The 23,555-nt window shown below is 59.7% G+C and carries 23 protein-coding genes and 1 pseudogene; 11 read left to right on the top strand and 13 right to left on the bottom strand.

Annotated elements, in window-relative coordinates; genetic code table 11:
* Window positions 1-707 precede the first annotated feature (707 nt).
* Entirely contained in the window at window positions 708-1,394 is a 687-nt protein-coding gene (locus tag OKW43_RS33145) for a hypothetical protein (protein ID WP_429452453.1), read from the top strand.
* 442 nt (window positions 1,395-1,836) lie between these two features.
* On the opposite strand, the gene OKW43_RS33150 is transcribed toward OKW43_RS33145, so the two are convergent.
* From OKW43_RS33150 to OKW43_RS33175, 6 genes are all read right to left on the bottom strand, one after another.
* Entirely contained in the window at window positions 1,837-2,064 is a 228-nt protein-coding gene (locus OKW43_RS33150) for a hypothetical protein (protein WP_429452455.1), read from the bottom strand.
* A 54-nt stretch (window positions 2,065-2,118) separates the two neighbouring features.
* The gene (locus tag OKW43_RS33155) at window positions 2,119-2,943 is read right to left on the bottom strand and encodes a phage integrase family protein (protein ID WP_429452457.1); all 825 of its coding nucleotides are present in this window, start codon (window positions 2,941-2,943) and stop codon (window positions 2,119-2,121) included.
* Between the two features lie 51 nt (window positions 2,944-2,994).
* Window positions 2,995-3,219: a hypothetical protein gene (locus OKW43_RS33160; RefSeq protein WP_429452459.1), complete on the bottom strand. Its 225-nt coding sequence runs from the start codon at window positions 3,217-3,219 to the stop codon at window positions 2,995-2,997.
* Between the two features lie 660 nt (window positions 3,220-3,879).
* Window positions 3,880-4,278, bottom strand: a complete 399-nt coding sequence (locus OKW43_RS33165; protein ID WP_429452461.1) for a hypothetical protein — start codon at window positions 4,276-4,278, stop codon at window positions 3,880-3,882.
* Window positions 4,279-4,429: 151 nt separating this feature from the next.
* Window positions 4,430-4,672 (bottom strand): DUF6429 family protein, encoded by a 243-nt coding sequence (locus OKW43_RS33170; RefSeq protein WP_429452462.1) that lies wholly within the window; start codon window positions 4,670-4,672, stop codon window positions 4,430-4,432.
* 5 nt (window positions 4,673-4,677) lie between these two features.
* On the bottom strand, window positions 4,678-5,196 hold the full coding sequence (locus OKW43_RS33175; protein ID WP_429452464.1) for a helix-turn-helix domain-containing protein: 519 nt from the start codon (window positions 5,194-5,196) through the stop codon (window positions 4,678-4,680).
* A 377-nt stretch (window positions 5,197-5,573) separates the two neighbouring features.
* On the opposite strand from OKW43_RS33175, the gene OKW43_RS33180 reads away from it, so the two are divergent.
* Window positions 5,574-5,810 (top strand): hypothetical protein, encoded by a 237-nt coding sequence (locus OKW43_RS33180; protein WP_429452466.1) that lies wholly within the window; start codon window positions 5,574-5,576, stop codon window positions 5,808-5,810.
* Window positions 5,811-6,331: 521 nt separating this feature from the next.
* On the opposite strand, the gene OKW43_RS33185 is transcribed toward OKW43_RS33180, so the two are convergent.
* Both OKW43_RS33185 and OKW43_RS33190 read right to left on the bottom strand, forming a co-directional pair.
* On the bottom strand, window positions 6,332-7,714 hold the full coding sequence (locus OKW43_RS33185) for a hypothetical protein (RefSeq protein WP_429452468.1): 1,383 nt from the start codon (window positions 7,712-7,714) through the stop codon (window positions 6,332-6,334).
* Window positions 7,715-8,600: 886 nt separating this feature from the next.
* Window positions 8,601-9,281, bottom strand: coding sequence for a sel1 repeat family protein (locus tag OKW43_RS33190; protein WP_429452470.1), 681 nt, complete (start codon window positions 9,279-9,281; stop codon window positions 8,601-8,603).
* Between the two features lie 353 nt (window positions 9,282-9,634).
* Here OKW43_RS33190 and OKW43_RS33195 point away from each other — a divergent pair, with 353 nt between their 5' ends.
* The 3 genes from OKW43_RS33195 (at window position 9,635) to OKW43_RS33205 (ending at window position 13,265) form a co-directional block, all read left to right on the top strand.
* Window positions 9,635-9,988 (top strand): hypothetical protein, encoded by a 354-nt coding sequence (locus OKW43_RS33195; RefSeq protein ID WP_429452472.1) that lies wholly within the window; start codon window positions 9,635-9,637, stop codon window positions 9,986-9,988.
* Window positions 9,989-10,540: 552 nt separating this feature from the next.
* Window positions 10,541-11,872: an IS110 family transposase gene (locus tag OKW43_RS33200; protein WP_429452474.1), complete on the top strand. Its 1,332-nt coding sequence runs from the start codon at window positions 10,541-10,543 to the stop codon at window positions 11,870-11,872.
* A 919-nt stretch (window positions 11,873-12,791) separates the two neighbouring features.
* The gene (locus tag OKW43_RS33205; RefSeq protein ID WP_429452476.1) at window positions 12,792-13,265 is read left to right on the top strand and encodes a hypothetical protein; all 474 of its coding nucleotides are present in this window, start codon (window positions 12,792-12,794) and stop codon (window positions 13,263-13,265) included.
* On the opposite strand, the gene istB is transcribed toward OKW43_RS33205, so the two are convergent.
* Window positions 13,163-13,951 (bottom strand): IS21-like element helper ATPase IstB, encoded by a 789-nt coding sequence (gene istB, locus OKW43_RS33210; RefSeq protein ID WP_429452563.1) that lies wholly within the window; start codon window positions 13,949-13,951, stop codon window positions 13,163-13,165. The genes OKW43_RS33205 and istB overlap by 103 nt on opposite strands.
* Before the next feature lie 5 nt (window positions 13,952-13,956).
* Entirely contained in the window at window positions 13,957-15,480 is a 1,524-nt protein-coding gene (gene istA, locus OKW43_RS33215; RefSeq protein WP_312893031.1) for an IS21 family transposase, read from the bottom strand.
* A gap of 380 nt (window positions 15,481-15,860) precedes the next feature.
* Here istA and OKW43_RS33220 point away from each other — a divergent pair, with 380 nt between their 5' ends.
* The 5 genes and pseudogenes from OKW43_RS33220 to OKW43_RS33240 all read left to right on the top strand — a co-directional run.
* Complete coding sequence (locus OKW43_RS33220; RefSeq protein WP_429452478.1) at window positions 15,861-16,469, top strand: hypothetical protein; 609 nt, start codon at window positions 15,861-15,863, stop codon at window positions 16,467-16,469.
* A 167-nt stretch (window positions 16,470-16,636) separates the two neighbouring features.
* Window positions 16,637-17,371, top strand: coding sequence for a hypothetical protein (locus OKW43_RS33225; protein WP_429452480.1), 735 nt, complete (start codon window positions 16,637-16,639; stop codon window positions 17,369-17,371).
* A gap of 115 nt (window positions 17,372-17,486) precedes the next feature.
* Entirely contained in the window at window positions 17,487-18,458 is a 972-nt protein-coding gene (locus OKW43_RS33230) for a DUF2971 domain-containing protein (protein ID WP_429452482.1), read from the top strand.
* 297 nt (window positions 18,459-18,755) lie between these two features.
* Window positions 18,756-19,010, top strand: coding sequence for a TOPRIM nucleotidyl transferase/hydrolase domain-containing protein (locus tag OKW43_RS33235; RefSeq protein ID WP_429452484.1), 255 nt, complete (start codon window positions 18,756-18,758; stop codon window positions 19,008-19,010).
* A pseudogene (locus OKW43_RS33240) lies at window positions 18,956-19,180 on the top strand (IS5/IS1182 family transposase); the annotation flags it as partial. The gene OKW43_RS33235 and the pseudogene OKW43_RS33240, both read left to right, overlap by 55 nt.
* A gap of 104 nt (window positions 19,181-19,284) precedes the next feature.
* Here the strand turns inward: OKW43_RS33240 and OKW43_RS33245 are convergent.
* The 3 genes from OKW43_RS33245 to OKW43_RS33255 form a co-directional block, all read right to left on the bottom strand.
* Window positions 19,285-20,685, bottom strand: a complete 1,401-nt coding sequence (locus tag OKW43_RS33245; RefSeq protein ID WP_429452486.1) for a reverse transcriptase domain-containing protein — start codon at window positions 20,683-20,685, stop codon at window positions 19,285-19,287.
* Window positions 20,682-21,314 (bottom strand): SLATT domain-containing protein, encoded by a 633-nt coding sequence (locus OKW43_RS33250; protein WP_429452488.1) that lies wholly within the window; start codon window positions 21,312-21,314, stop codon window positions 20,682-20,684. The genes OKW43_RS33245 and OKW43_RS33250 overlap by 4 nt, the downstream gene beginning before the upstream one ends.
* Before the next feature lie 290 nt (window positions 21,315-21,604).
* Window positions 21,605-22,291 carry a hypothetical protein gene (locus tag OKW43_RS33255; RefSeq protein WP_429452490.1) on the bottom strand — a complete coding sequence of 229 codons (687 nt, stop codon included), beginning with the start codon at window positions 22,289-22,291 and terminating at the stop codon, window positions 21,605-21,607.
* A gap of 388 nt (window positions 22,292-22,679) precedes the next feature.
* Here OKW43_RS33255 and OKW43_RS33260 point away from each other — a divergent pair, with 388 nt between their 5' ends.
* Window positions 22,680-23,063, top strand: a complete 384-nt coding sequence (locus tag OKW43_RS33260) for an aldehyde dehydrogenase family protein (RefSeq protein WP_429452565.1) — start codon at window positions 22,680-22,682, stop codon at window positions 23,061-23,063.
* Window positions 23,064-23,555: the final 492 nt, after the last annotated feature.

The following is a 23,555-nucleotide window of genomic DNA, read 5'->3' on the forward strand; positions in this document are numbered from 1 at the left end:
CGGGCGCAGAAGGGTCACGCTTTAGACGCTGTCCCGTTGCGCCGTGAGACATTCAGAAAATCACATCGAGATCGAACTTGACTGAGCCCCTTTGCGGGTTACCGTAGGTTAAGCAGTTTTCGGCTCCTCTACTCCCAACTCCCCCTCCAAAGTTGTTGAGTTTGACCACTGCGCGGTTGAGGCTCAATTTGGGCACTTATGTGCCCATAGGGATGCGCCCGAGCCGCCCAAGGCAATTAAGGGCCGTCCCATTCGATTGCTCTGGTCTCCGTGGTACGCCATTGCCGCTCGGATTGTCACCAGTGGACGTTGAGCGTCTCAAATGGCCAATGCCGCAACTCGCCGGTCGTTCAAGCTGCCGCATCATTCCTCTTTTGGGCACTTATCAGGCCCCAAAAGTGGCGCTCGGGATGGTGCTTAGTCGGCCGATAGTATGCATGCGTGTGATCGTTGATTTTCTGGATAGGGCCGGCTTTTGCGCGTCTTTCCCAAAATTCGAGGTGCGGTGTATCAGTGATACTGCTGTCTTAACCTGAGTGCATGATGTTTCGAACAACTATCGCGGCTAAGGCTGCAGTGGACGATCCGCTCCGTCTTGCGGAAATCTACCGGGCAGGCTCGGCCGACATTGGAATACCCTGCGAGAGGGGTCGAGGCAACTCGGCGCCTTCAATCTGAAGGCGAGCGCTGCCCGGCTTCAACAAGCGGTGAAGATCTCGGCGTTTCCGGGCGAAATTCTTGATCTCTTCAAGCACGCGGGTATTGTCAATCGGACGGCGCGGGAATTGATCCGTGCCAGCAATGAGCAAGGGCTCGAACAGCTTAAGATCCGGGCGGCGGCCATCGATCCGGCCGGGAAGTCACGGACGCAACTATGCGCGCTTTTGTGTGGCGACGAGGTCGCTGGCTCTTCGTACCGGGCACATTCGAAGGAGCGACCCTTGGTGCTCGATCAACGGTATCGGGATGGACTACCTTCCGGGCTGTGGTCATCGACACGCGAAGCGGCTCAAATCCTAGGAGTGGACCAGGCGCGACTGGTCAAAGCTTCCAAGATCGCTAGTTTGCCGGAAGAAGTTAGGTTGCTCTTCCCGGGCCAAGCGCTGATTTTTGCTCTGGGTTGGCAACTGATTCAATTGACAAAGCTACGTGGAAGCGAGGCTATTCGACAGGTGGCAATCGCGGCGCGCGCGACCATTCCTCCACTCTCGCAACAGGAGTTAATGAACAGGTTTGTAGGGCTCGAAGGCAATGCCGTCGACGTAAAGGTAACGCCCGCAACGGCAGGAAAACTTCTTCTGGAGTTTTACTGCGACGCGGACGACCCAGCGAACGAAACCCGCCTGTCGATGATGGCCATGTGGCTGCGGGACGTAAAGCCCAGCGCCCGGTGAGACCGCCATCGAAAACCGATATAGTGAATTTGACAGGAAGCGCGCCCGTCGAAACGCCGTGCCGTTGGTGCGTGATTTCGTCTACCAATGGATAAAGGGTTCCCGTAACGCCCGGGCTTGGATCATACTGCCGCCCGCCGCAGGAACATTTCGGCTTCCCGGTACTGACGACCCGGTCCCGCAATTGCATAAATGGAGGTGATATCGAGCGAGGCGTGGCCCGCAAAATTCCGCGCGCTTTCCGTTGGCGAGCGCGTGTGACACGAACGTGTGTCGAAGCCAGTGAGGGTTGACGCGCGGAACGCACGCCACGCTCGGCTGCTTCCCGCCGCACCGTGCCGACGTCCCGGTTGTCAGGCAGAGGGGGATAAGCGGAGTGCCGACAGGGCCGGCGAGGGGATCGCGCGGAAAATCACGCACTTGCAGATAATCGCCCAATGCCTCAAGCACGGGCGGCACCAGCGGAATGAAGCGCTCCTTCGCGCCTTTCCCCCACCACACGCAGCAGATGGATCGAGCCAAGCTCGGCGCCGGCGTAGCGCACGCTGTTATCCTCGGTGAAGGCGCTACGCAGTTCGGCGCAGCGCGGGCCGGTGCTGTACGTGAGGGCGAAGACAAAGCGCATGCGGGCGACGGCGGCGGAGTCGGGCAGGGCGCCGAGTACGCGCATCGCAAATGCCCTCGCCTCCTTCGTGAGGCTGCGCTCCACCTGGGATGCGCGGTTTCACGGCGACCCGCCGCGCATTCCCGGCCTCGTCGGTCTCGCCGCCGAGGGAAACCCGAATTTTCGCGAGCGCGTTGTGGTCGAGGTACTGCGCAGCGACGAGATCGCTCCGAAGCGCACCGCTGTGTTCCTGAGCAGGTTGCGGTTCGCCCCGCTCGAGCCGTCCAGATCCGCCGGGACCAGAAAATACTCCAGCGGCACAATACCCGTCTCCGGATCTCGTGTCAGGGGCGGCACCGTCAGGCCGCGTCTGGACGGGTGCGCCAGCGCATCCGCTCCGATCTGGAGGCCGTCGACATCGCGGTAGTGTTCCAGCCACGCCGTGATGCGGCGTGCACCCGTTTCGCCCAGCCGCGGCACGTCCCGGTACCAGCGATTGCCACGGGCGTTGATGGTCCACCCGACCAGTTTGCCGATCATGGTGATGCCGACGTCCGACAGGCGCAGCGCCACGGCGGTGTCAAACCAGCCGAGCACGTGATGCTTCGGCTTCGGATCCTCGACCACGAGGCGCGCGAGCGCGTCGCGCGCTGCCATCTGCCGGACCCTCAGGCGCGCATTGCGCTGCGGCCGGCGCAGCGTCGCGGCGCCAGCCGCACCGCCCGCGGCCTGGCCCACACGGTGCGCGGTGAACAGCTCGAGCAGATCCTTTTCCGTATGGAAGCCGTCCGGGTCGTGCCAGGCGGCGAAATCCTCCAGCGACGGCGCGGCGGCGGCCGCCGTTTCCGGCGACGCTGACGTGGCCAGCGCCGCCGGAAGGCTCGCGAGCGGTCGCGCGGTCGCAAAAACTTGCCGCTTGCGCGCGCCGGCGACGAAGGCGGTCACCAGCCAGTTGCGGGTGGCCGCGGCTTTCCGGCTGTCGCGGCCGAACCCGAGTTACTGGTCGGCCAGTTCCGCCAGATCCAGGCCTTCGAGATAGCCGCGAAAGAACGCGAGGTGCTGCAGACCGATGCGCCGGGCGTCGGCTTGGTCGCGCTGCGCGCGGCGCTGCCGGGCTTTGCCAGTCGAGGCCGCTTTCGGGCGCCGGCGCGTCATTCCAGGGCCTGGTACGGCGGCCGCCTCGCGGAATTCGACGTCTTCAATCTCCCCGGTGATCTTCATCCGCCTGGCCTGTTCTAAAGTTACGGAACCTGTCGTGTCGCTACATCGCGCACACGCCGATAATGTCGCGTCAAGTGCAGCCGTCGAGTGAAGCAATGGCGATAGTCCCGTCGGAAACGCAACTCCCTGTGTGCCCGGCCTCCGCGGCTAACCGGTTCCAGATTCACTTCCGACCTCAAGGAAGTGAAAGTTGGAATGTTCGGACAACTGAATTAAATATTGAAAAACTTTGGTGTTGGCCGATTCGCGGCTATGCGCCGAGTCTTGGATTCACGCGCTGGCGACGGCCTGCTACTCGCGGAGGAGGCAGACAACCGTGAAACATCCGGCGTTGAACGGGGCTCGCCCGGAAGCCCACGTGTGGCAAGGGCCTTCGCCAATCTGAAAGGGAATGTTTCACGAAAATGCGCGGGCTCCGTGGCGAGACCCGTTTCCTAAGCCCATTTTTCGTCTGCAGCAGACTACTGACCGAACTCAACACGCTAGTTTGTATTGATTAGAACGTAAAATGTATCAATCGGTACGAGACCCGTTAGACGCGTTACTGCCTTTGGCAGCCGTCATCCATGTGGGTAATGAAAGGGCGACGACCGCGCGACGGACCGGTCTGGCGTCCCTTCCGTGGACCGATCTCGTACGAAAGCCGCCATAAAGCGCTCCTCACAGTGAGAAAGTGCTTCCGCGATCTCGTGTCATATCGATACCTGATCGCAAACCCTTTTGGAAATGTGAGAGTAGCCTCTGTCGAAAAGATGGCAGGAAATGAATATACTGAATTGGACGAATCGGGCGGGGCTTAAAAATCGCCGACCGATCGGGGGCGGCTTCGATTAAGTCGACACTGTGCACCCGTGCACGTGCCCATCGAATACCCGCCGGTCGCGCCTGTTCCTCTGTGTCAAATTCGCCGAGTACACCGGACGCTGCAACAATCTTGTCGTCTTTCGTGATGGTGCCTCGCGCCGCGGGCGGATTCCACACTTCAACGTACCGGGCGCCGGCAAACGTGGGAAAAGCGATTGCCAGAAGGAAGACGCCGTACCTGATTACCGTGGTCATCCTTTCTCCGATTCAAAGACATCGGCCGCGGAGTGCGTGCTCGCCCACGCAGGTCCACGGGAAACCGTTCCGATGTCGCGCAATTTTCTCACGGCAGGATTACACGGCTGTGCGCTCGTGCGCCGCTGTCATGAGTTAGAAGTTCGTTACTTCAGCCGTTCGTGCGGTCCGGGATAACGAAATGCTGCCTGAATAGGCGCTCGGACTCACATGACCCTTCCTCGGTTGAGACCACCGACTTCGTCTTGTTGACCGGGTCGCAGATGAGGCCCTTTTCGTAAAGGCGATTCAGCACGTCCCAGTCGAAGCCCTTCCAGGCGCGGTACTGATCGTGCAGCGTCAGGTAGAGAAGTGCCAGGGCGACTTCGTCGATTGCGTCGGTATCGATATTCATGACATTCATCCCGCGGCCATCTGAACCCGCACACAAAGCCGCTCGAGACTAGCCAGGATCTCGTCGGCCAACCTGCTCCAGATGAACGGTTGGGAGTGGGCGTTGTAGACGTCAAGGTAGTGCCGGATTGCATCGTCGAGCTGGCGCGTCGAACGATGCGTGCCGCGGCGAAGGTACCTTTCGGTAAGCGTAGCGAACCAGCGTTCGACCTGGTTGAGCCACCGCACTAACCGCGTCGACATGCGTGTTTCCATTGTCCTGTGTGCACCGGGGCGTGGCGCGTCAAGCAGTCCGTCCACCCGGTCGGCGACAAATCGCGCGCGCCGTTTAGAGACAGTTTGCTGGGTAAGTTGCAGTTTCGCCGCGACCGTCTTGTTGTCCATCCCTTCAGCACAGGCCAGCACGACGCGCGCTCGCAACCCCAGCGCCTGTGCTGTCTTGCGTCGCATCGCCGGCGCCTTCAGTTGCTCGAATTCCGATTTGCTCAGCACGAGTTCCCGTTTGGACCGTCCTCTTCCGCTCATCACCCCTCCACGTATCCGTGCCACACATGGCACTTTATTGCGCGGCGAAAATAATTCAATGAGTTTGTAACTCACCCTCTCGCGGAGAGAAGACGGAAGGCGAGGGGCTCGCGACGCCAGAATCGCCGATCGCGGAGAAGACCTCGTCAGAATAGTCGCACTGTCACACATACATTTTCAGACGACATGAGTTCAAAGCGAGGTGGGGCAGGTGTTTCACGAAAACACCTCACGAAAGCGATGCTATTGCCGATGGGAGCAATCGTTGACCTCCCATCTTGCGCTTGTTGCCTGCCGCGACGGTCATGGCAACAGGCATCTGTTTAATGAGCTGATGCGAACCGTGTACCTCGCATGGTGTCTCCAGCAGGACGGTTATGGAAACGAACCGGTCCGACGCTTCAAGACTGCGGAACATGCCGTGGAGGCCGCCCCTGGAACTGGCCCATGCAGCAAACGAGTGGGTGCTCGCTGAAGACGCTGTTCCCGTTTTTGAGAGCCTGCTGGCTTTGCACGATGCGCAACTCGCCATCGTACCCCTGCACAAAATAATCAGCGCAGAACGCCGCCTCATGTGGCGCGACAATCTGGATGAGAGACCTCATCTTGTTTGACGCGCGGCAGCCTCAGGCAATTCCTCGCCGGCACTGCCAGTTCGCCTGTTCCAGACGCAGATCCGGAGCAACTTCCATAGCAACCTTTGTCGGGACAGCGCGAAAAGACTGTAGGTATAAAGTCAGGATACCTGATCGTTGATGGCCGTCTTCATCTCGGAGTGCGGCGAGCATGTTTTCTACGTTTGTCGCGATCGATGAGGCGCTCGATGCACTTTTGCCGCGTAAGCGTAGGTACTCCGGACGCGTTCCGCGCTCAAAACAGCGTCCGACCATACGTTCGAGGAGCAGGGCACAAAGTTTGACCTGGCACCCGGACGGATCCGGCAGATCGAAAGCAGGGCGGTGTGAAAACGGATGCTCCCGGGTCGGGTCGACAAGCTAAGGCAATTTCTCGACCATTGAGCTACGGCCCACCGTCGTTCAGGAACAGGGCGATTCTTCGCGCGCCGGGGTCAGGCTGCTACCCCGATGCGTTTCATGCGTCATTGCAGAATCTGTCGTAGCACGCTACCGCCGACTCACAAGAGGACTGCCTGCTGCAAAAGCTGCAGCGCCTTCAGTTCGTCCAGTCGACCCGTGCGCGCCTTACCTGCCAGCGTCTTGATCAACGCTTCCGCGATCGGCGCGATACCTTGAAGATTCTCAAGGCTGGTCACGGAAGCAGGGAGCGGGATGGGGGATTGCGGCGGGGTTTCAGCGGCTGGAAGCGACTCAAGGCTTGCCAGTGTGGCTGCCGGCGCCTCGCCATCACTTTCTTCTGCTGAGCGCCCCACAAGCACCCCCGGAGCGTCGCTGTCATGATCCTGCTGGCTGACGGCTACCGGTTGTTTCTCTGCTGCGATCTCGGGCGAAACGGGTGAGGCGCTTTCCGGCTCGATCCGGACGCCCGCTCGTGCGCGCCCCGTGCGCGCCTTCGCATCGGCATGCTTCGCTGGCACGCCATCCTTCGTCGCGGCCGCGTGCGGCTCGTTCTGTTTAACGGAAGCACGGCCGCGCGAAGCGGGCGTGAGCAAACGCGACACCGACTCCGGAATGTCGGCTTCGGCGCGCGGCGTATCCAGCCAGCCAGTTGGCAAACCAAGTTGCTCCGTGAAACGGTTTGCTTCGACACCGTCCATGCGTTTCTTGCCATATAGCCGATGGGCCATGTTGGATCCGCTCATCGCCATGACTACACCCAGTCTTGCTTTCGATCCGTTGCGACCCGTGAGAACGTGGAGGTTGGCGCGCCGGATGTTCTCAACCGCGGCGCTGTCGTCCAGCGCCAGCGCCTGCTGTTGCGTTATTCCGGGAGACGTCCTGGTTTTCGGGGGTGAGCCTTTTTGCGGCGCACGAGGGGAGGGCTGTCCGGCCATCTGGTTTCGACCATTCCTGACGGCCTTGGGCGAGCCGCCCGTTGCTTTCTTCGGCATTTGCGCTTCCTCGGACAAACTGGTTTCAGGATAGGGTTGCTGGTCGCCGCTCAGGGCGAAATCCGGTTCGGGTGTCTCCGACACCGATTCCGGTTCGTCGTCGGTTTGAATGAAGTCGAGCGGTGATTTCAGGCGCGCGATGGTTTCGGCCGCGAGCGCAGGATTGGGCTGGTCAAAAAAGCCGTGAGGCAACCCAAGCGTGGTTTCCATGTGAAAGGCGGTCTCGGGCGTGAACCTTTCGCCCTTCGTCAGTTCGGCCACCCGCGCCATGTTCGATCCCAGTCCCAGCGCGATATTCTCTGCGCCCACCGTATCGACCAGAAACTGGAACGACCGTGTCTTGAAAATGGAGGCCGTCTGGGCGGGGTCCCGGGCAGGTGCATTGACGTATGGTTGTCTCGGCCGGGTGGGCGGAGATTTTTTTGGGTGACGAGGCTGGCGCTGGCCGCTGTCCCGAGATCCCGCATATCGTCCGCGGGGTTGACTCATAAAGTAGGGGCTCCTGCGATGATTGGCGTGCTGGCTTTCGAATTATAAATGAGGCGATGCTGGCATTTGGCGCGTCAACGACGATCCGCCGGCAAAACATACGCTGGAGCCGGGCCGCAACGCGGCACTGCGCTCACGTCCGCATCTTCCAGTCTCAGTCTGATTGCGCCCGACCTGTTAGGCATCGCATCGTCTCCCTTGTGCCGATCACGGAACACCTCCAAATGTCCGGCAGGCGATGGAAGATTGATTCGTCGGCTCTCTCACATTCAGCGCAAAAGCGCCCGCCGGCGGTTGGTCCGTCCGCGGTCTGGGGACGGGTCACTTGCACAGTAAGCCGCGCAAAAGCCCAGCTGGTTTTTTCAGGCCTGAATGGTTCGAATTGCCAGGCATTATTTGCGCTCATACCATCGGTGACGTATTTGCCTGCCGACATCCGAAGCGCCAGGGAGGCTCACACGCGCCTCGCTGAATCGTATCGCTGGTATCGATCCGGAAAGCCTGCTCGCCGATTGACGCCGAGATCCCGTCACCTTTCATTTCGCGCAGACCTGCGTTCAAACCATGCGCGCCCTCGCATCAGGAGGAGTCTCTTCTCCGTAACGTCGTCGTATCCATTGACGGGACAGTCTGTCGAGTGCCGGATGTCGGCAATCCCTGACGCAAGTCCCAAGGAGAGAGGCCGTCGATAGTGACACTGCCTGTGTCATCACGAAGGCGCCCGGTGGAGCGTGAGGTTCTGACTACGTATGGATCTGAACGCTTCAGTCCGGGCGCCGACAGACGCGGCACCAGTTTGCCTGCCGGCGCATAGGTGCGGCCAACTCAACGCGTTGTCACCTCTTAACCTCGTCCTCCGGCTCGTCTCGCAGGCGGTGGGGCTGCTTCACCGCAGCGCTGCCAGACGGCGTTGGCAACGCATGTCATCTCCACCGCGTCGATAACTTTGTATAGCCTTCGTGCGGTCCGGCATACCGCTCCTGCCTTCTGCACCCCACGCGCCCTCCCAGAACAGCCCGAGATTGTGAGCTGAGGCCTTATGCCCCAGTTTGATGGCCTGCTCGTAAAGCGAGAGCGCGTGGCTCACGTCGGCCTGCATGCCCCGCCCGAGTCGGGCGCTATCGGCCAGCGCGGCGGCGGCCATGCCGCGAAGATGAGCGTCCGCGGTCTCATCCTTCATCACATCTTCGAAAATCACATTACCCTTCTCAAGGTCCGCCTCGCCTCCCGTTGGTGTGACGAGAGAAATGGCCATTGCCATTCGCCAGGCCGGATGCCGGTTCGTGCCGATGCGCTCCAGCAGCCAGCGGCCCAGGTCCGGCGCGCGACTGAGCGTGCTGGTGAGAAGCGCATTTGCGATGGCGGCGATCGACTCGGCTGACAGGAAGCCAGTCCTGTTTGCTGCAATGACGTGACGGGAAAACTTCTCGACGTCGAGGGTGGGGTCGGCGCGGCGCAACTGATGCCATTCGCGCTCGATTGTTCCTACCCAGCTTTGCATTTGCATGGTGAGCGATCCTTTGGTGAAGAATGCACCTGATTCTAGCTCACCTTTTGTGGATTGCAACTTTCAGAGTTCGTGCGTCCCGTCGCATGCGTTCGCCGGATGGAGGGCTGCCACCGTCGCCACGTCCCGGTGAGATGATGATTTTGAGTAAAGCTTCGATCTTTTTGCTGTGATCCAGCGCGGTGCTTGGTCGTGCACGGAGTCACGAAGCGTTTGCAGGCATTGGCGCCTCTGCAACATCAAGGCGGTAGCGCAGACCGCAGTGGATGATCAGGCGTAGATAGCGGCGGTATTCATAACGCGACTTGTGGCAAGATCCGAACCGGATGGCAGATACGGGTTCGCGAGCTCACAGGCAGAAATGTTCGCCGGCCTGCTTCGCACGACGTTGGAGAGGAGGAGAGTGTTCCACGATGGCTGATGCATTTGAACTCGTTGCCCTGGCGTTGCCCGGCGACGTCGCCCCCGAGTCACTGCCCGCCACCGCCCGCCAGTTCGTCGCGGATTGCTGGCCCGGTATGAGCCGCAGCCAGTTAATCGCCCGCGCCCGGCGCCTTTCACTGCGGCCGTCGCTGCGCGCCTGTTGCCCGGGTGCGCCGGGAGACATTGGACACTTTGCACTCACGCTTACGGCGGGCATGCAGACCGTGTCCCTGATCGCGCATTTACGCCGTGTCGCACAGCGGCGCGGGTCGGCGCGCAGTCGCAAGCCGGCTAACGCTTCGCGACCGCCCGCGCGTGATCCGCGTCAGGCATCGCTGTTCTGAACGGGGCGTCAAACCGGACGACCCGCATCGAATTGAGTGTCACGCAGCTGCGTGACACCATGAGCGCGGTTGGGGCTATGGCGCAATGACCTATCACCGAATTCTGCACCATGCCGCGGTACGTTCGGGCGTCTGCCGACGACGAGGCACCTCGACGATCCAGACTGAGGACGCCGTCCGCAACCTGTCAAAAGACAATTGATTGCCGGGGTTCGCCGTTCGTTGAGAGGATCGCCTTGGCTCCATACTGCCCCATGAGAATGCCCCCCGTTGCAAGCTTCGTCCTGTCTTCACGAATAGAGCGAAATAATCGGCGCGCCGGCCGAAAGGCGTTTGCAATAAACATGTGGCGACGCCCTTGCGGTAAGGTTGAATTCCGCGCGGGAGAAGACCGATTCATCAATGGTGCATCTCAGCCCGCGATAGAGCGTGGTCCTGGGTCACGTCGGCGACACTGGTGAGACCGTGATGAACGGCCATCCCGTTTGAGAGAGTGAGTACAACGACGTACCCGAACCTGTGCGGCAACCTCGAATCCAAAGGACGAAAGTCATGGCAATGCGCACAAGAACAACGCTGGAGATAGCCTGTCCGAACGCGGCGGGCATCGACATTGGTTCGGCAAGCCATTATGTGGCGGTGCCTGCTGATCGTGACGACGAACCTGTGCGCGAGTTCAAGAGTTTCACTTGTGAGCTGGAGAAGCTGGCCACTTGGCTGACAGCCTGCGGCATCGACACTGTGGCAATGGAGTCGACCGGAGTCTACTGGATACCCGTGTACGAGTTGCTGGAATCACGGGGTTTCACGGTCCATCTGGTCAATGCCCGGCACGTAAAGAATGTGTCGGGCCGCAAGAGCGATGTGCTTGACTGCCAGTGGTTGCAACAACTGATGAGCTACGGGTTGCTGTCGGGAGCGTTTCGGCCGACAGACGAAATCTGCGCCTTGCGGGCTGTTTCACGGCAACGGGATATGCTGTTGCGCTATCAGGCGCGACACGTCCAGCATATACAAAAAGCCTTATCGCAAATGAACGTTCAACTCGCCAACGTGATCTCCGACATCATGGGCGAAACGGGACAGAAGATTGTGCGCGCCATCATCTCCGGCGAGCGGGACGCCGTGACCCTGGCCAGAATGAAACACGCCCGCATCCGCGCCAGTGAAGAGGACATCGTCAAGTCATTGCAGGGCAACTGGCGCGACGAGCACCTGTTCACACTGAAGCAGGCCATGTCATTGTATGACGCATACAGTACGCAACTGATGGTGTGTGACCAGCAGCTTGAGGCCATGCTGGCCGCGCTGCAAAAGCATGCTGGAAGCCTGGATAAGCCTCAGCGTCGTTCGCGCGGCAAGAATGCTCCACGGTTCGACTTACGCACGTACCTGATTGGCCTGTGCGGTGTTGATCTGACGCGCATTAACGGCATCGACACGGCAACCGCACTGAAGGTGATTTCCGAAACAGGCACGGACCTCTCGCGCTTCAGAAGCGCCAAGCAGTTTGCAGCATGGCTCGGCCTGTGTCCTGGAACGAAGATCTCCGGGGGCAAGGTGCTGTCCAGCGCGAGCAAACGTACTACTAACCGTGCGGCACACGCTTTACGTCTGGCAGCCGCAGCACTGCGTACCAGCCAGTCTGCACTGGGCGCCTACTACCGGCGCATGTGCGCCAGACTGGACCGACCCAAGGCCATCACGGCGACCGCGCATAAGCTGGCGCGTCTGATCTATGCGATGCTGACGAAAGGCGGCGAATTTATCGATCAGGGGCAAGACTACTACGAGGAGCGTTACCGTCAACGCGTCATGCATCATCTTGCCCGTCGGGCCGAAAAACTGGGTTTCAAACTTACCCCTGTTTCGGAGGCTGCATAAAACCACTCGCAAAATCAAGACCTTGCGATGTGTTTATTGAGAGGCTGTTTTGCCCGTCAGATTGCGTAACGGCCGGTTTCAGAATAGGCGTATTCTTTCACACGTCACGAAAGAACAGGCGTGATCGGGGTAGCGAGGAGAAAAGCGCGGCCCCGCGGCTTCGATATGGCCGCGGGGAACGCGTCGACTGTTCGCTCAGCCACGAAACTCGACAACCGGCGGTGCGTGCTGGCGCGCCTCATTGCGAACCGGAAACCGGTATTGCCGTCTTTCTCGCCACCCATTGAGGGATTCCGCGACAGGACCAAACGGTTGGCCGGCGGCGTCGAACGAAAGTTCTCCGTTTCCTGGCGAAGCTGTGACACATTTCCTACGGGCTACCCTAAAGCGGCCGCAATGCTCCGGAACCTGACGGACGCGCTACGCGCGCAACTCGGCATTGCGGACATTGGGCGACAGGGAGCGATGCGTCGGCTGCAGCTCGGATTGCCGCCAGTCGCAAACGGATGTTGGACAACAATACTGCTCACATCAATGGGTGAGTTTTACCGACCCACTTCGGCCCCCTCGACCTGACGTGACTTTACCGGCGGCTTCCGAGGGCACAGCGGTCGCTCGCGCTTAGCGTTGGTCTTGGGGGGCCGCAGTGGGCGTTCGGTTGGTCACTGGTTTACAGGTTGCCAAAGTGTGTGTTTCGCGGCATCTTGACGCGAGAACCGAATGTCGTGGTGCACACGCCCGCCAGGCTGGAAGAGCGTATATTGCTCTGCGAAGGCCGCCATCTGCGAAAGATTCATCGTGTAGCGCGACGCCGCAAAGGGCCCGCACTGTTAAAACCGCTGTTTGAACCTCTGACCACCGATCCGTCCGGTCGCGGCCCGTGCACGCCGGTTACCTATGCCGAAAGGGGAACGAATAAATGACCACACCCACGGTGAAAGCAACAGTATTCGCAGTTGCCGACGAGCCATATTGTGTTTGGGAACACCCGTTTGATACACATAATTTGGATTTTCTTAGGGGAGCCGACGCGGAATACTTCGGCGCCGTCGGTCGCATGGCTGGTACGGAATTCCAAAAGACCAAGGAGGATGAGCATCGCGGCGCCACCGTCGCGCGGTTAGCACTTCATCAAGGAGTTGAGACGCTCTTTTCGCTATTGGCTGCGATGCTGCAGGCCCCGAAAAGCGTCTATGCTTGGCTTGTGTCACGGATCGGCGTAATCGAGCCGGTGATGATCGGCATAATGAGGCCACCAGAAGTGGCCCCGAAACGCGATTTCGAAGGGACTCAAGAATGCGGTTTTTTGCCGGATTTTGCAACGGTGTTTTCGCTGTTTTCAGGCATTGGTTTGGGCTTGCGGAAGCTGTCGCCTTCGATCACCACGCGATAGGCGCCGTGGCGTAGCCGGTCAAGCGTGGCGGCGCCGAGGATACGGTTGTCGGGGAACGCGTCGCCCCATTCGCTGAAGTCGAGATTTGAAGTCAAGACTGACGCCGCGCGCTCGTACCTGGCGGCAATCAGATCGTGGAAGTCTTCGTCGTGGGGCGGATGCAGGGGTTTGAGCGCGAAGTCATCGACGATCAGCAGCGGCACACGCACGAACTGCTGGAACTTGCGTTCGTACAGGCCGGTAGCGCGCGCGGCGTGCAACTTCTTGAGCAGGTCAGTCTGCGTGATGAACAGCACGTCGCGCCCCTGGCGGGCCGCGCAGTGGCCCAGGGCCTGAGCCAGATGCGACTTGCCGACGCCCGTTTGGCCGACCATCAGAATGCAGACCTTCTCGTCGATGTAGCGGCCCGTGGCCAGATCGTGAATGTGCGCCCGATTGAGCTTGGGCAGCAGGTCAAAGTTGAAGCTCTCGAGCGTCTTGCCCAGCGCGAAGCCGGCGCGGGCGAGCCGCGCGCCGAGTTTCTTCTGGTCGCGCCGCGCAACCTCGTCGTGCAACAGCATGGCGAGGAATTCGGTGTAGGCAAGCTGCCCGTCGATGGCCTGCCGGTTGCGCTGCTCGAGCGAGTCGAGGATGCCCGAGAGGCGCAATTGCTTGAGGATGGAATTCAGTTCTGGACTCGGATTCATGATGTTCAATGCAGCAGGATAGATTGGAGGTCGCGGCCGAAGCGGCCGCCGTTCAGATAGGTGTCGGCGGGTGCCGGCGTTTGCGCCGGGGCCGCCGCAGGCTGGCTGTCCAGCCCCTTGTCGAGAATGGTCTTGATGGTGCGGTACTTCGGGCTGGCGAACGTGAGCGCGCGTTCGCAGGCGGCATTCAGTCGTGCATCGCCGTACTTCTCGCGCATACGCACGATGCCCTGCGCGCCGCGCAGGTTCACGAGCACCGTATCGTTGAACAGCGCGAGAATCACCGCGTGGCAGGCTGGCCCGATCTCCTTTGCCCGGGCCAGACACCACTGCGGGTCGTGCTCAAGCCAGGCCTGTGCTTCAGGTGGCTGGTGGTCCCGTACCGTTGAGCGATCGCCGGGCTTGCGCTTGCGCACGTGTGTTGCGACGAGTTCATGCCGGTGGAACACCTGCACCACTGTGTCGGTCGCCTTCAGCCACAATTGCTTGCCCACCAGCGTGAACGGCACGGAATACAACACCTTCCTGTAGACGACGTGTCCATCCGTATGCACCTTGACCTCGCTCCACACGGCGAGCACCGGCGGCACATCGGGCAGCGGCGTGAGCAGCGGGCGCTCGATCGTAAATCGCGTCAATGGCTGTTCACGTGTCGTGCCGTGATCGCGCACACCGGCCTGCTGCATCACCCAGTCGCGCAACTGCCGGTTGGCATCGGCGAGATCGCGGAACTCGCGCAGCGGCACGAAGGATCGTTTGACGTATTTGACGCCCGATTCAACGATTCCCTTTTTTTGCGGGTCGCGTGGCGGACATGCGTCGATCCGGAAACCGTATGCTTCGGCAGCCGAAGCATACGAGCGCTGCACCTCGGGATCGTACGTGCAGGCCTTGATGATCGCGCACTTCGCGTTGTCGATGATGACGCGGCCTGGACAGCCACCGAACCATTCGAACGCACGCCGGTGGCAGGCCAGCCATGTCTCGACCGTCTGGTCCAGTACGATCTCGGCGTACTGATGCCGCGACCAGCACAGGGTCATGACGAAGAACCACGTCTTGAGCGGGATGCCGGACTCGTGCGTGAGCGCTGGCCCCGAGCCGAAGTCCACCTGCACGGCGTCAGCTGGCGCCCACTCAAGGATCGTCGTTGCGGTGACGCCGCGCTCGGCCTTCAAGTGCAGCAGGAAGCGGCGCACTGCCGAATAGCTGCCGGTGTAACCGTGGTTGCGTTGCAGCGCACTGAAGATCGTAGTGCCTTGTACGTCGGCGTCGAACCAGCCGCGCAACAGATCGCGAAACGGCTCGAGTGTGGAGATGCGGCTACGCGGCACCTTCGGGTCACGGCCGAAGATGCCCGCGAGCTCGGCATCGTCTGGCAAGGGCCTGCCTGGGTCGAGCCAGCCGTGGGTGAGCGCGACCTGCCGTACGGTCTTCAGCTTGCTGCGCCCCATCAGGCGCGCGCCGGCAATGTCGCGGTCGGAATCGCCCTGACGCATACGCGCCAGAACCTGTCGATACTCAAACACTTCGAACCTCCTGTTACTCATCGGCCCTCCGGGCAAAGAATCCGAAGGTACCGGGTTACGGAAATTCGAAATGCGTTTCGGGCTGCAGCCCGACATAACAACGAGCCGGTCCAGTGGCCCGATTACGCCGATCCTGAGGTGGCTCCTATACGCCGATCATCGAGTGGCTCCAATACGCCGATCCTGCACTGGCTCGATTACGGCGATCATCTGGTGGCTCGATTACGCCGATCCCGAAATGGCCTCATTACGCCGATCCGTGACAGCTTGCAAAATGCAGCAATCCGACTCTCCGAGATATCGTTGGCTCGATATCCAAGGGATCTTTCGCAGGACCAATGCAGCTGAGAGGGCCGGCCCCTACTTGGGAGTTGCTCGCGGTGTATATCCTTGATGATGCGGGAGGCGACCCCGAAGTTCGGGCGACCGTAGCCAAGAGCTTCGGGGATCTATGGACACGGCTCGCGCATGACTTTGTCGACCCAAACACGGCGCAAGAATACAACAGCCTAAAGCATGGGTTCAGAGTCGCGCCGGGAGGTTTCACGATGGAGATTTCAGGGCCGTCCACGACCGGCAATGCGGATGCGCCGCAGAAGATCGCTCTCGGCGGCAGCGCCCACGGGGTCAGCTACTTCCATCTAGAGAAGATTGGTGGGGAAAACGGTACTAACCGCAGCATCGCCGGACGACTATACCGCAGGAATTGGAGCGCTCCGCAGACCATCCTCCTGCTTGAACTGCTCAGTTACTCATTGAGAAATGTAATTTCAAGGCTGCAGCAGATCAACGACGTGCCGACCGATGCCGTCAGGTACTGCTTTCCCACCGAAGAGCAGTTCGCTGCTCCTTGGACACATTCGGTCGGGCTTGTCGGTATGGATATGAATCGGACGATGCCCAAGGAACTCGTGCGCGCGACCACGAAGCAAGAGTTAAACGACTTGCTGAAGGATCGACGCTCGCAGTCCGACGCACAGGCGCAATAAGCACTCGGTGGCACGGCGGTTGTCCATTTGCAGCCGCTCACTGAGTACGGCCAGTACCGCGCTCATCGCTGAATTTCAGGTGTCACACGCTGTAACGGGTGATCATGAGCCGGCCACAATGGTTTAATAGCATGCGCTGCCATGATGTGCCCCAGACGAGGAAGACTATGGACAAGGAAACGATCCTGCGAGCAGCCGGTATTGACGGGGACTTGCTTCGCGAGCTACAGGTCGGCGAGAAGCCACTATTCGTGCGCTTTGACTTTTCCCTGCCGGTCGCGCAGAGACTTTCGGACCTGACGGGTATCAAGATTGATCTCGAGGCCGTCGAGAAAATCTGCGACCGCCTGATCGCAGAAAAAGACCAGCGCGTGTTTCGCCCGGAGGCTGGCCCAGGCATATCGATGGACGCGATCTTTTTCTCGGATGCGCTGTTTGCCGCAGCCGTTGTGCGCTTCCTGCGCACCCATCAGTCAGGGGCACGCTGCGGGATACCTGCGGCATGGGTACGCGATCTTCCTCCCGAGCTTAGGGCCATCCAAGAGCACATCAAGGCCTATCGCGACAGGTTCATCGCTCACGCGGTCGCGCCACTTGAAGACAATCAGGTCTTCGTCAGCGTGCAGGTCGACGGTGAGACACCGGGAACCGTGACTGAAGTTAACATTGATCACGGTCGTTTGATGAGCGGCGGTGGGCTTGAGGCGTTTGCCCTGATGCGACTGGCGAAGGCTCTGCGGGTAAAGGTTGAATCAGAAATTGAGATCGAGGTAGCGCAGGTGCTGGCGGCAGCGCGCGCGATGCCAGTCGAGGACATCATCAAGCGCGGTAGTGAGCAGGTGCCTGTTCCATCCACCCGGGTAGTAAGCAAGGGACGGAAAAAATTCATGGACAAGAAATGAATGACAAAAGGCTTGGTGGAGGCCAAAGCTCATGGCGGGTCCGGCAGGGTCTTTGCGTGACACTTCGAATCTGCCCACCAAGCGCATCCTTTACATAACTGGACCCCTTGCCGCGATGAGCGACGATTTCGATTACAAGGCGTACTTGCAGCCTATCTGGGCCGACCTGAGGCCGGCCAACGAGCGCTTCCCGGCGTTCAGGCCTTTAATCGCTCACTATTACTCCATAACCACGCTTGAAGCAGTGGTCAAAAATGAGCAATTCTGGTTCTCAAATCCCCTCTACATGAACGACTTTGAGGAGCTGGTGTTTGGGTTGGTGAATAGCCGGAACAGGTTCCGGGATAACGCCTCCATCAGGAATGCCTTCAAGACTTCCGAGCGATACAACAAGTTCCGCGAGCAGGTTTTGTGGATATTCGATCAGTTCGACAAAGGCCTGATGTTCGACATCTATATTGCCTGTTTTTCGGCGCACGACGCAGCCGACAATGACGGTCTGCTGTCAATGTGGCGGGGATACGGAGCCAATGGCAGCGGCGCTGCGATCGTGTTTAACACGGCAGCGCTAACCGAGATTCCGCACTCTCCGCTGCGTGTCGATCCCGTTACCTATGGGACCAGCGACGAACGGCTTGCGTGGATAGACCTGATTCTGGAGAAGTTTGCCGAACTGGCGAGTGCCCGCGAGATCCCCGAAGACGCAGTGTTCACGTGCGCGTCCGAGCTATTTGAGCGACTTCTTACGTTTTCTGTCTTCACAAAGCACCGCGGTTTTCGGGAGGAAAACGAATGGCGGCTGGTGTACTCCCGGCACTATGATCCCAACCAGATTCTGACAGGCATGTTGGGCTACTTTATCAACGGTGGGACGGTTGAGCCCAAGCTAAAATTCAAGATCGCACCACTGGACGGTGCAGCTGCTGGCGGCGTCACGCTGGAACAGCTTGTAGCGAAGATTATCCTTGGCCCGAACGGCGCGTCTGTCCGCTCAACCATGGCTGTCCGGCGAATGCTGGAAACCCTTGGCAAGCCGTTACTCGCGGAGCGCGTCGTGACATCGTCCACGCCGTACCGGGCGAAGTAAAATCGCGTTCGCGCTGATGTGATTAGCGCAGGCGGATCGACGGAAAAATGTCGCGTTTTTGGCACGTCAATGGACATAATGCTCGGTCTTTTCGCCCCCCCGCGGGGCACGTGCGGAAGTTTTTCCAAAGGTGGCAAGCCGTTATATCGTGCTACACGTCAGCAGACTAACCTGTTGGCGTCAACAGGCATCATCGAGCCGTATTGGAATGGATGACCGGTGTGTCACCACTGCCGTGCGCGCCTTTACACGATAGGGGCATTTCTCGCCATCATTTTGCGACCACCAACGAGCGCAATGGCCGGACGCCTCATCTTGGTCGAAGGCATTGAGGACGTCGCCTACATTCGCGCGTGGATGACCTTGACCGACAGGATGCAGGACTTCCGGAAGGCGGGCTGTCACATCGTCCCGGTCGATAATAAGAGCCATCTGCTTCGGCCAGCAATCATTGCACGACAGTTACAGATTCCGGTTTTCCTGCTCTTCGATGGTAATGCCCCGCCGGTGAGCGCGCGATTCTTCGATTCAAGACCGTTGAGAAAAACCTGAATCCACGCGTGTACTGGCCCAGCGCATGCCCGCGTTGCCATCTCAAGGAGCGCTGTTCGCCCAGCGACTATCGCCGCATCCGACGATGGGAGCACGAACATGTACTGGAAATTATGCGGGTCGAACAGAGCCCTTCCCGGAAATCTGCGAAGAATCTTTTTTTTGGTTCTTCGATGATCTCTTGCCAGTCGTTCCGATCGTTCGTCGATCCACCCGGCTATTGGACGAGGGAAGCAGGACCCGGGCGTCGTGACGTGACGCGTCTTCGCTCTCGTCACGAGATATCCTGAATATCCAGTTCGAGTTCTTTCGTGGCGCGCCGGATCCGAAAGGCGAAATTCGCCTTCACGGCTGCATCAGACATGCCCGGGACGCTGTAACCAAAGTAGCGCTCCAGTATGCGACGCATTTCCGCGACAGATGCCGTATCGAAATTCGGTATGTATCCCGTGGCCGTCGGATTCTTGCGATGGCATTCGAAGTACGCACGCACGAAAGAGCGCACCGGCGTCCGCGGCCTGATCCTGAAGCGGTTTAGCATGTTCGCAACCGTGTGGTCGAGCTTGCGTAACTGCTCCAGGCTGGACTCGTCAATCTGCGAGAAATAGAAGACCCAGCCCTTGCGGGTCTTCTCGAAAATGCAACCGGTAATGCGCAGATTGATTCGCCACAGCAGAGAGTTTTTCGCAAAATCCAGCAGCTTGCGACGCTCCGCCTTCGAGTGATGCTTGCGTCGGATCTCCTCGCAGCGATACTTGTATCTCGTGAAAATGTCCGCGAGCGATCGCTCCAGTCGCTGGACGGATTGCTCTTTGACACGCGCCTTGCCCTCGCGAAAAAGGTAGCCGAGGAAAGCAAACTCATTCGTCACAAGACCGAAAGTCGATTTGGCGCCCTCGGTTCCTACCGGATGAACCGACAATCCGAAATCGCTTTCCAGCGTGCTTCGCAGCTCCTCGAAAAGTGGCGCAGGAGGCTCTGACGTCAGGAGAAACACGTCATCGACATAACGGAAATACGCTACGTTTGCTTTAGACGCCACGACGGTGTCGAACGGGTGCAGGAAGATTTCAGCCAGCAGGTTCGAAATGGCTAGGCCTTGGGGAACACCCACGGCAGCCGTGGCCTTCGACTTGTCGGCAACGGATACCGTTGGCGTTTGAATCGCGCGATCGAGAAGCGCCACCGCCTTGTGGCTTTTCAGTCTGGTCGCGACCTGCGCCCGAAGGATCGCATGGGAGATCGACGGATAGAAGTCGCGCACGTCGAGCTTGATGAACGAGCTGTATTTGCCTGTGGCAATTTCTTCCTTGAGTCGATGAACCACGACCTGAGGAATCTGCAGGTTCAGTTGGTCCTGGAAGCGTGCGCGCAGGAAGTCGCACAGGGCGCGCAGTGTGATCCGGTCGCGAAACGTTGCGATTGAAATGACCCGTGGCGACCGCCCGGCGCCCTTGGAGACAAGTTTTTCCCTGTACTGTGAGAAGCGGTAGGTGGAGTTGGCCGACTTTCTGCGGATCAGCGCAATCTCGCTGCGGAGCACTTTCTCGAATGTCGGACGGTTGATCCGGTCGATGCCAATGGCGCTCGATTTCGCGATGTGCTCGTCGTAGATCCTGCGCAGATTTGCGCTAGCGAAAATTTCCCGGTACGTCGAACCGGCCGGCGCACTCATTTCCGGTACAGGTAACAGAGAAGAAAGAAAACGGGAGGGATGACATAGCTACCGATCCAGACGGCCCAACGACGGCCGAAATAGCACAGAACGTTTGCCGTCTCGAGTACTGAAAGAGGGCGGCTGCTTCGGGGGATGCTCCATCGGGCGACCGCGTCGTCGATCTCGGAGTGGTTTTCACCGTCAGCCATGATGCGCGCGTATTCCTGCTGGACCTCGGCGTAAGTGTGTTGGGCTTGCTCTACCGAATTCGCCCAGTCCACATTGGCCAGGTTGTCGAGAAGCAACTGCAGCTTCACATACACGTTCTTGAACGCCTCCGCCCGACCTTTGAAATTCCGGGAGTTGACCGCGGGCGCCAGGCCGAACAACAGCACGGACACCACCAGCAGCGTCACATTGGCTGCGTCGTCAGAGATGCCGCCCGCATGAAACTTGAGCAGATAGATCGACAGCACAACGATATAGGCCGTAAAAAGCTGGAGCATCAGCTGCGAGTGAAAATCGTTTTGCAGCAGACGCTTTTCGGCCTGAATTCTTGCTTTTCTCGTGAACCAGATGCGGTTGGTGAGTGCTTCGCGGGACTTCTGGAACGCAGGGGGGAAATTCAGGTTGGCGCCGGATGTCATTATTAGTTTGGTGAGGGTATGCGAATAGTTCAGAAAGGATTAACTCCCCGAAGGGACTGGCCGAAGCCCGCATGCCGCGATTTAATAGGTTCACCCCGGTGGGGTCCTGAGCCGGAGCCCAGCGCATACCCCCGCGGCAATATAAATGAGTGCCGCAGACGAATCAACCAGAATGTTGTCTTTTCGGCTCGTGAAGGGGTCGGTCTCATCTTCAAGGTAACCAACGTGGTCAGCAAGCGCTCGCGATTCGCGCGGGAATGCGTTCCCGTGTTCCTCAGTACGCGTCGTCGTTACGTCCCGGTGCGTGCTGCGCCAGCATCCTCAGTTGCAGTGTCGGCTGCGCACATATCGCACGATCGCTGCCGGTTGCGATACTGGATATAGCCCCGGTGCGGATCCGGGATCTTGTCTGGATGCGTGTGGTTCCTGATGTACTGTGCATCGATGGTGCGGCGAATGACATAACAGGGCGACGGTGTGCTTCCTACCCGCCGCTTCGTGACTTCCTGCCCCCACACCGATAGCACCATCTTCGCGACCTCTTCGATATCCCGCCACTGGACGATCTCAATCGGAACATCGACTTCGAGGACGGTCGGAATACCGCGTTCGCGCAGCAGGAACCTGTAATCCTCGCCACGTGGGGAAACGCCCAGATGCGCGGCCAGCGCCATCAGGTATTCGCTGCCCTGAATGATGTAGTGGCCGTACTGCTCGATCATCTCGCGGTCGTCACCGACCAGCCAGATGGCGCCGCGCTCGCGCGTACTTCGATCGCCCACGGAGCCGATCGCGGCGTTCAGATCTGTTGCCGGCACCTCGGGAAACATCGCCTGGAACTGAAGAACCAGCTGGTCGGCGTCCTGCCCCTGAAGTCCATGCTCGTAGTAGCTCGACAACGAGACCGGCCGGCAGCCATGGAATGCCTTCAGATGGGCGTAATGCTCCGCGAGACTATGGACGAATTCGGGAAACACATCTTCCCAGTCTGGCAACCACGACATGTCATCCGACCAGCATGACGGGCGCGTTCTGGCGAGCGTGCGTCGTACGGCAGGCGTCAGCAGATGTCTGGCGTATTTCGATGTGGCGTCAAGCCATCGAGCGCGGTTGCGCCAGTCGAGTACTTCCCCGGTTTTCGTCATGTCGGGCCGCTGTCACGCGGGGGCGGCGGCACCCCGTGGCGAGGACGCATCCGCTTGTCAGTCAAGCTGTTGTGGAGCTGGCAATGATACACGGATCTTCATCACTGGGACGACATGTAGCGCGAAGCGCATGTCGATCGGGCGTGAACCTGAGTAACGCGTTGTGTGCGTTCGCCTGCTGGTAATCGATTGTGATGGAACGAATCGTTGGGGCTAGGAGCTGCGTACCGGGTTACGACGGGGTGGCGACCCTCGCGACGCGCAGACCATGCTCGGGCCAGTCATCAGCGAAGCGCAGTACAACCGGATCCAGGGTTTCATTCAGAATGGAATTGACGACGGCGCAACGCTCGTGACAGGCGGCCTGTGCAGGCAGCATGACCTGCCGAAGGGCGATTATGTTCGCCCGACAGTGTTCGGGAATGTGACCCGGTCGCCCGAAGCCATCCGCCGTCGCGTGATGAACGGCCATGGGTGGATGCAACGGCTGCGCGATCTGGAGATCCCGGTGATCGCACTGTCGACGGCGCGGCGGCGGGGGCCGACTTCTCGCTCACGCTCGCGGTCGACCTCGTTGCTGGGTCAAGTAACCGTCGGGGACTAACAGACGCTCGAACGGCACCGTTTCGCTCGGGAGCGATCGGCGATCAGTCTGCGTCTCGAACGGAAGTTCCGGGTCGATAAGACACATTCATTGACAGTGAGAAGTACCATTCGCCGACGCCAGTTGGCGAATGGCGGCAAACCGACCTGCAGCCGACGCACCGCTCCCTATCGCCGAACGTCGGCTATGGCCGAAATGCCGCACTCGGGAAGCTGGCGCCGAGGACCGGACTGCTCCGTTACCCGCCCTCCGAATCGCGAGAAACGCGATCGTCGGCAGAGAGTGGGATTGGCATAGAGCTATCGTTCAGGGAGGAATAGGTGGTTCGTCTGCGCGTCGGTGTCACGCGCAAAACCGTCACGGCCTCGATGACTGTCCTTCAGAAAAACCGAAATGTGCTCCGCCTCAGACTGCTGACGGGCAGACGCAGATCTCCAGTCGACGCCATGCGAACGCGACGCATCGCCGCGCGTCGCTCATAGGCTCATAGGC

The organism is Paraburkholderia sp. WC7.3g (assembly GCF_050436345.1).
Taxonomy (GTDB): Bacteria; Pseudomonadota; Gammaproteobacteria; order Burkholderiales; family Burkholderiaceae; genus Paraburkholderia; species Paraburkholderia podalyriae.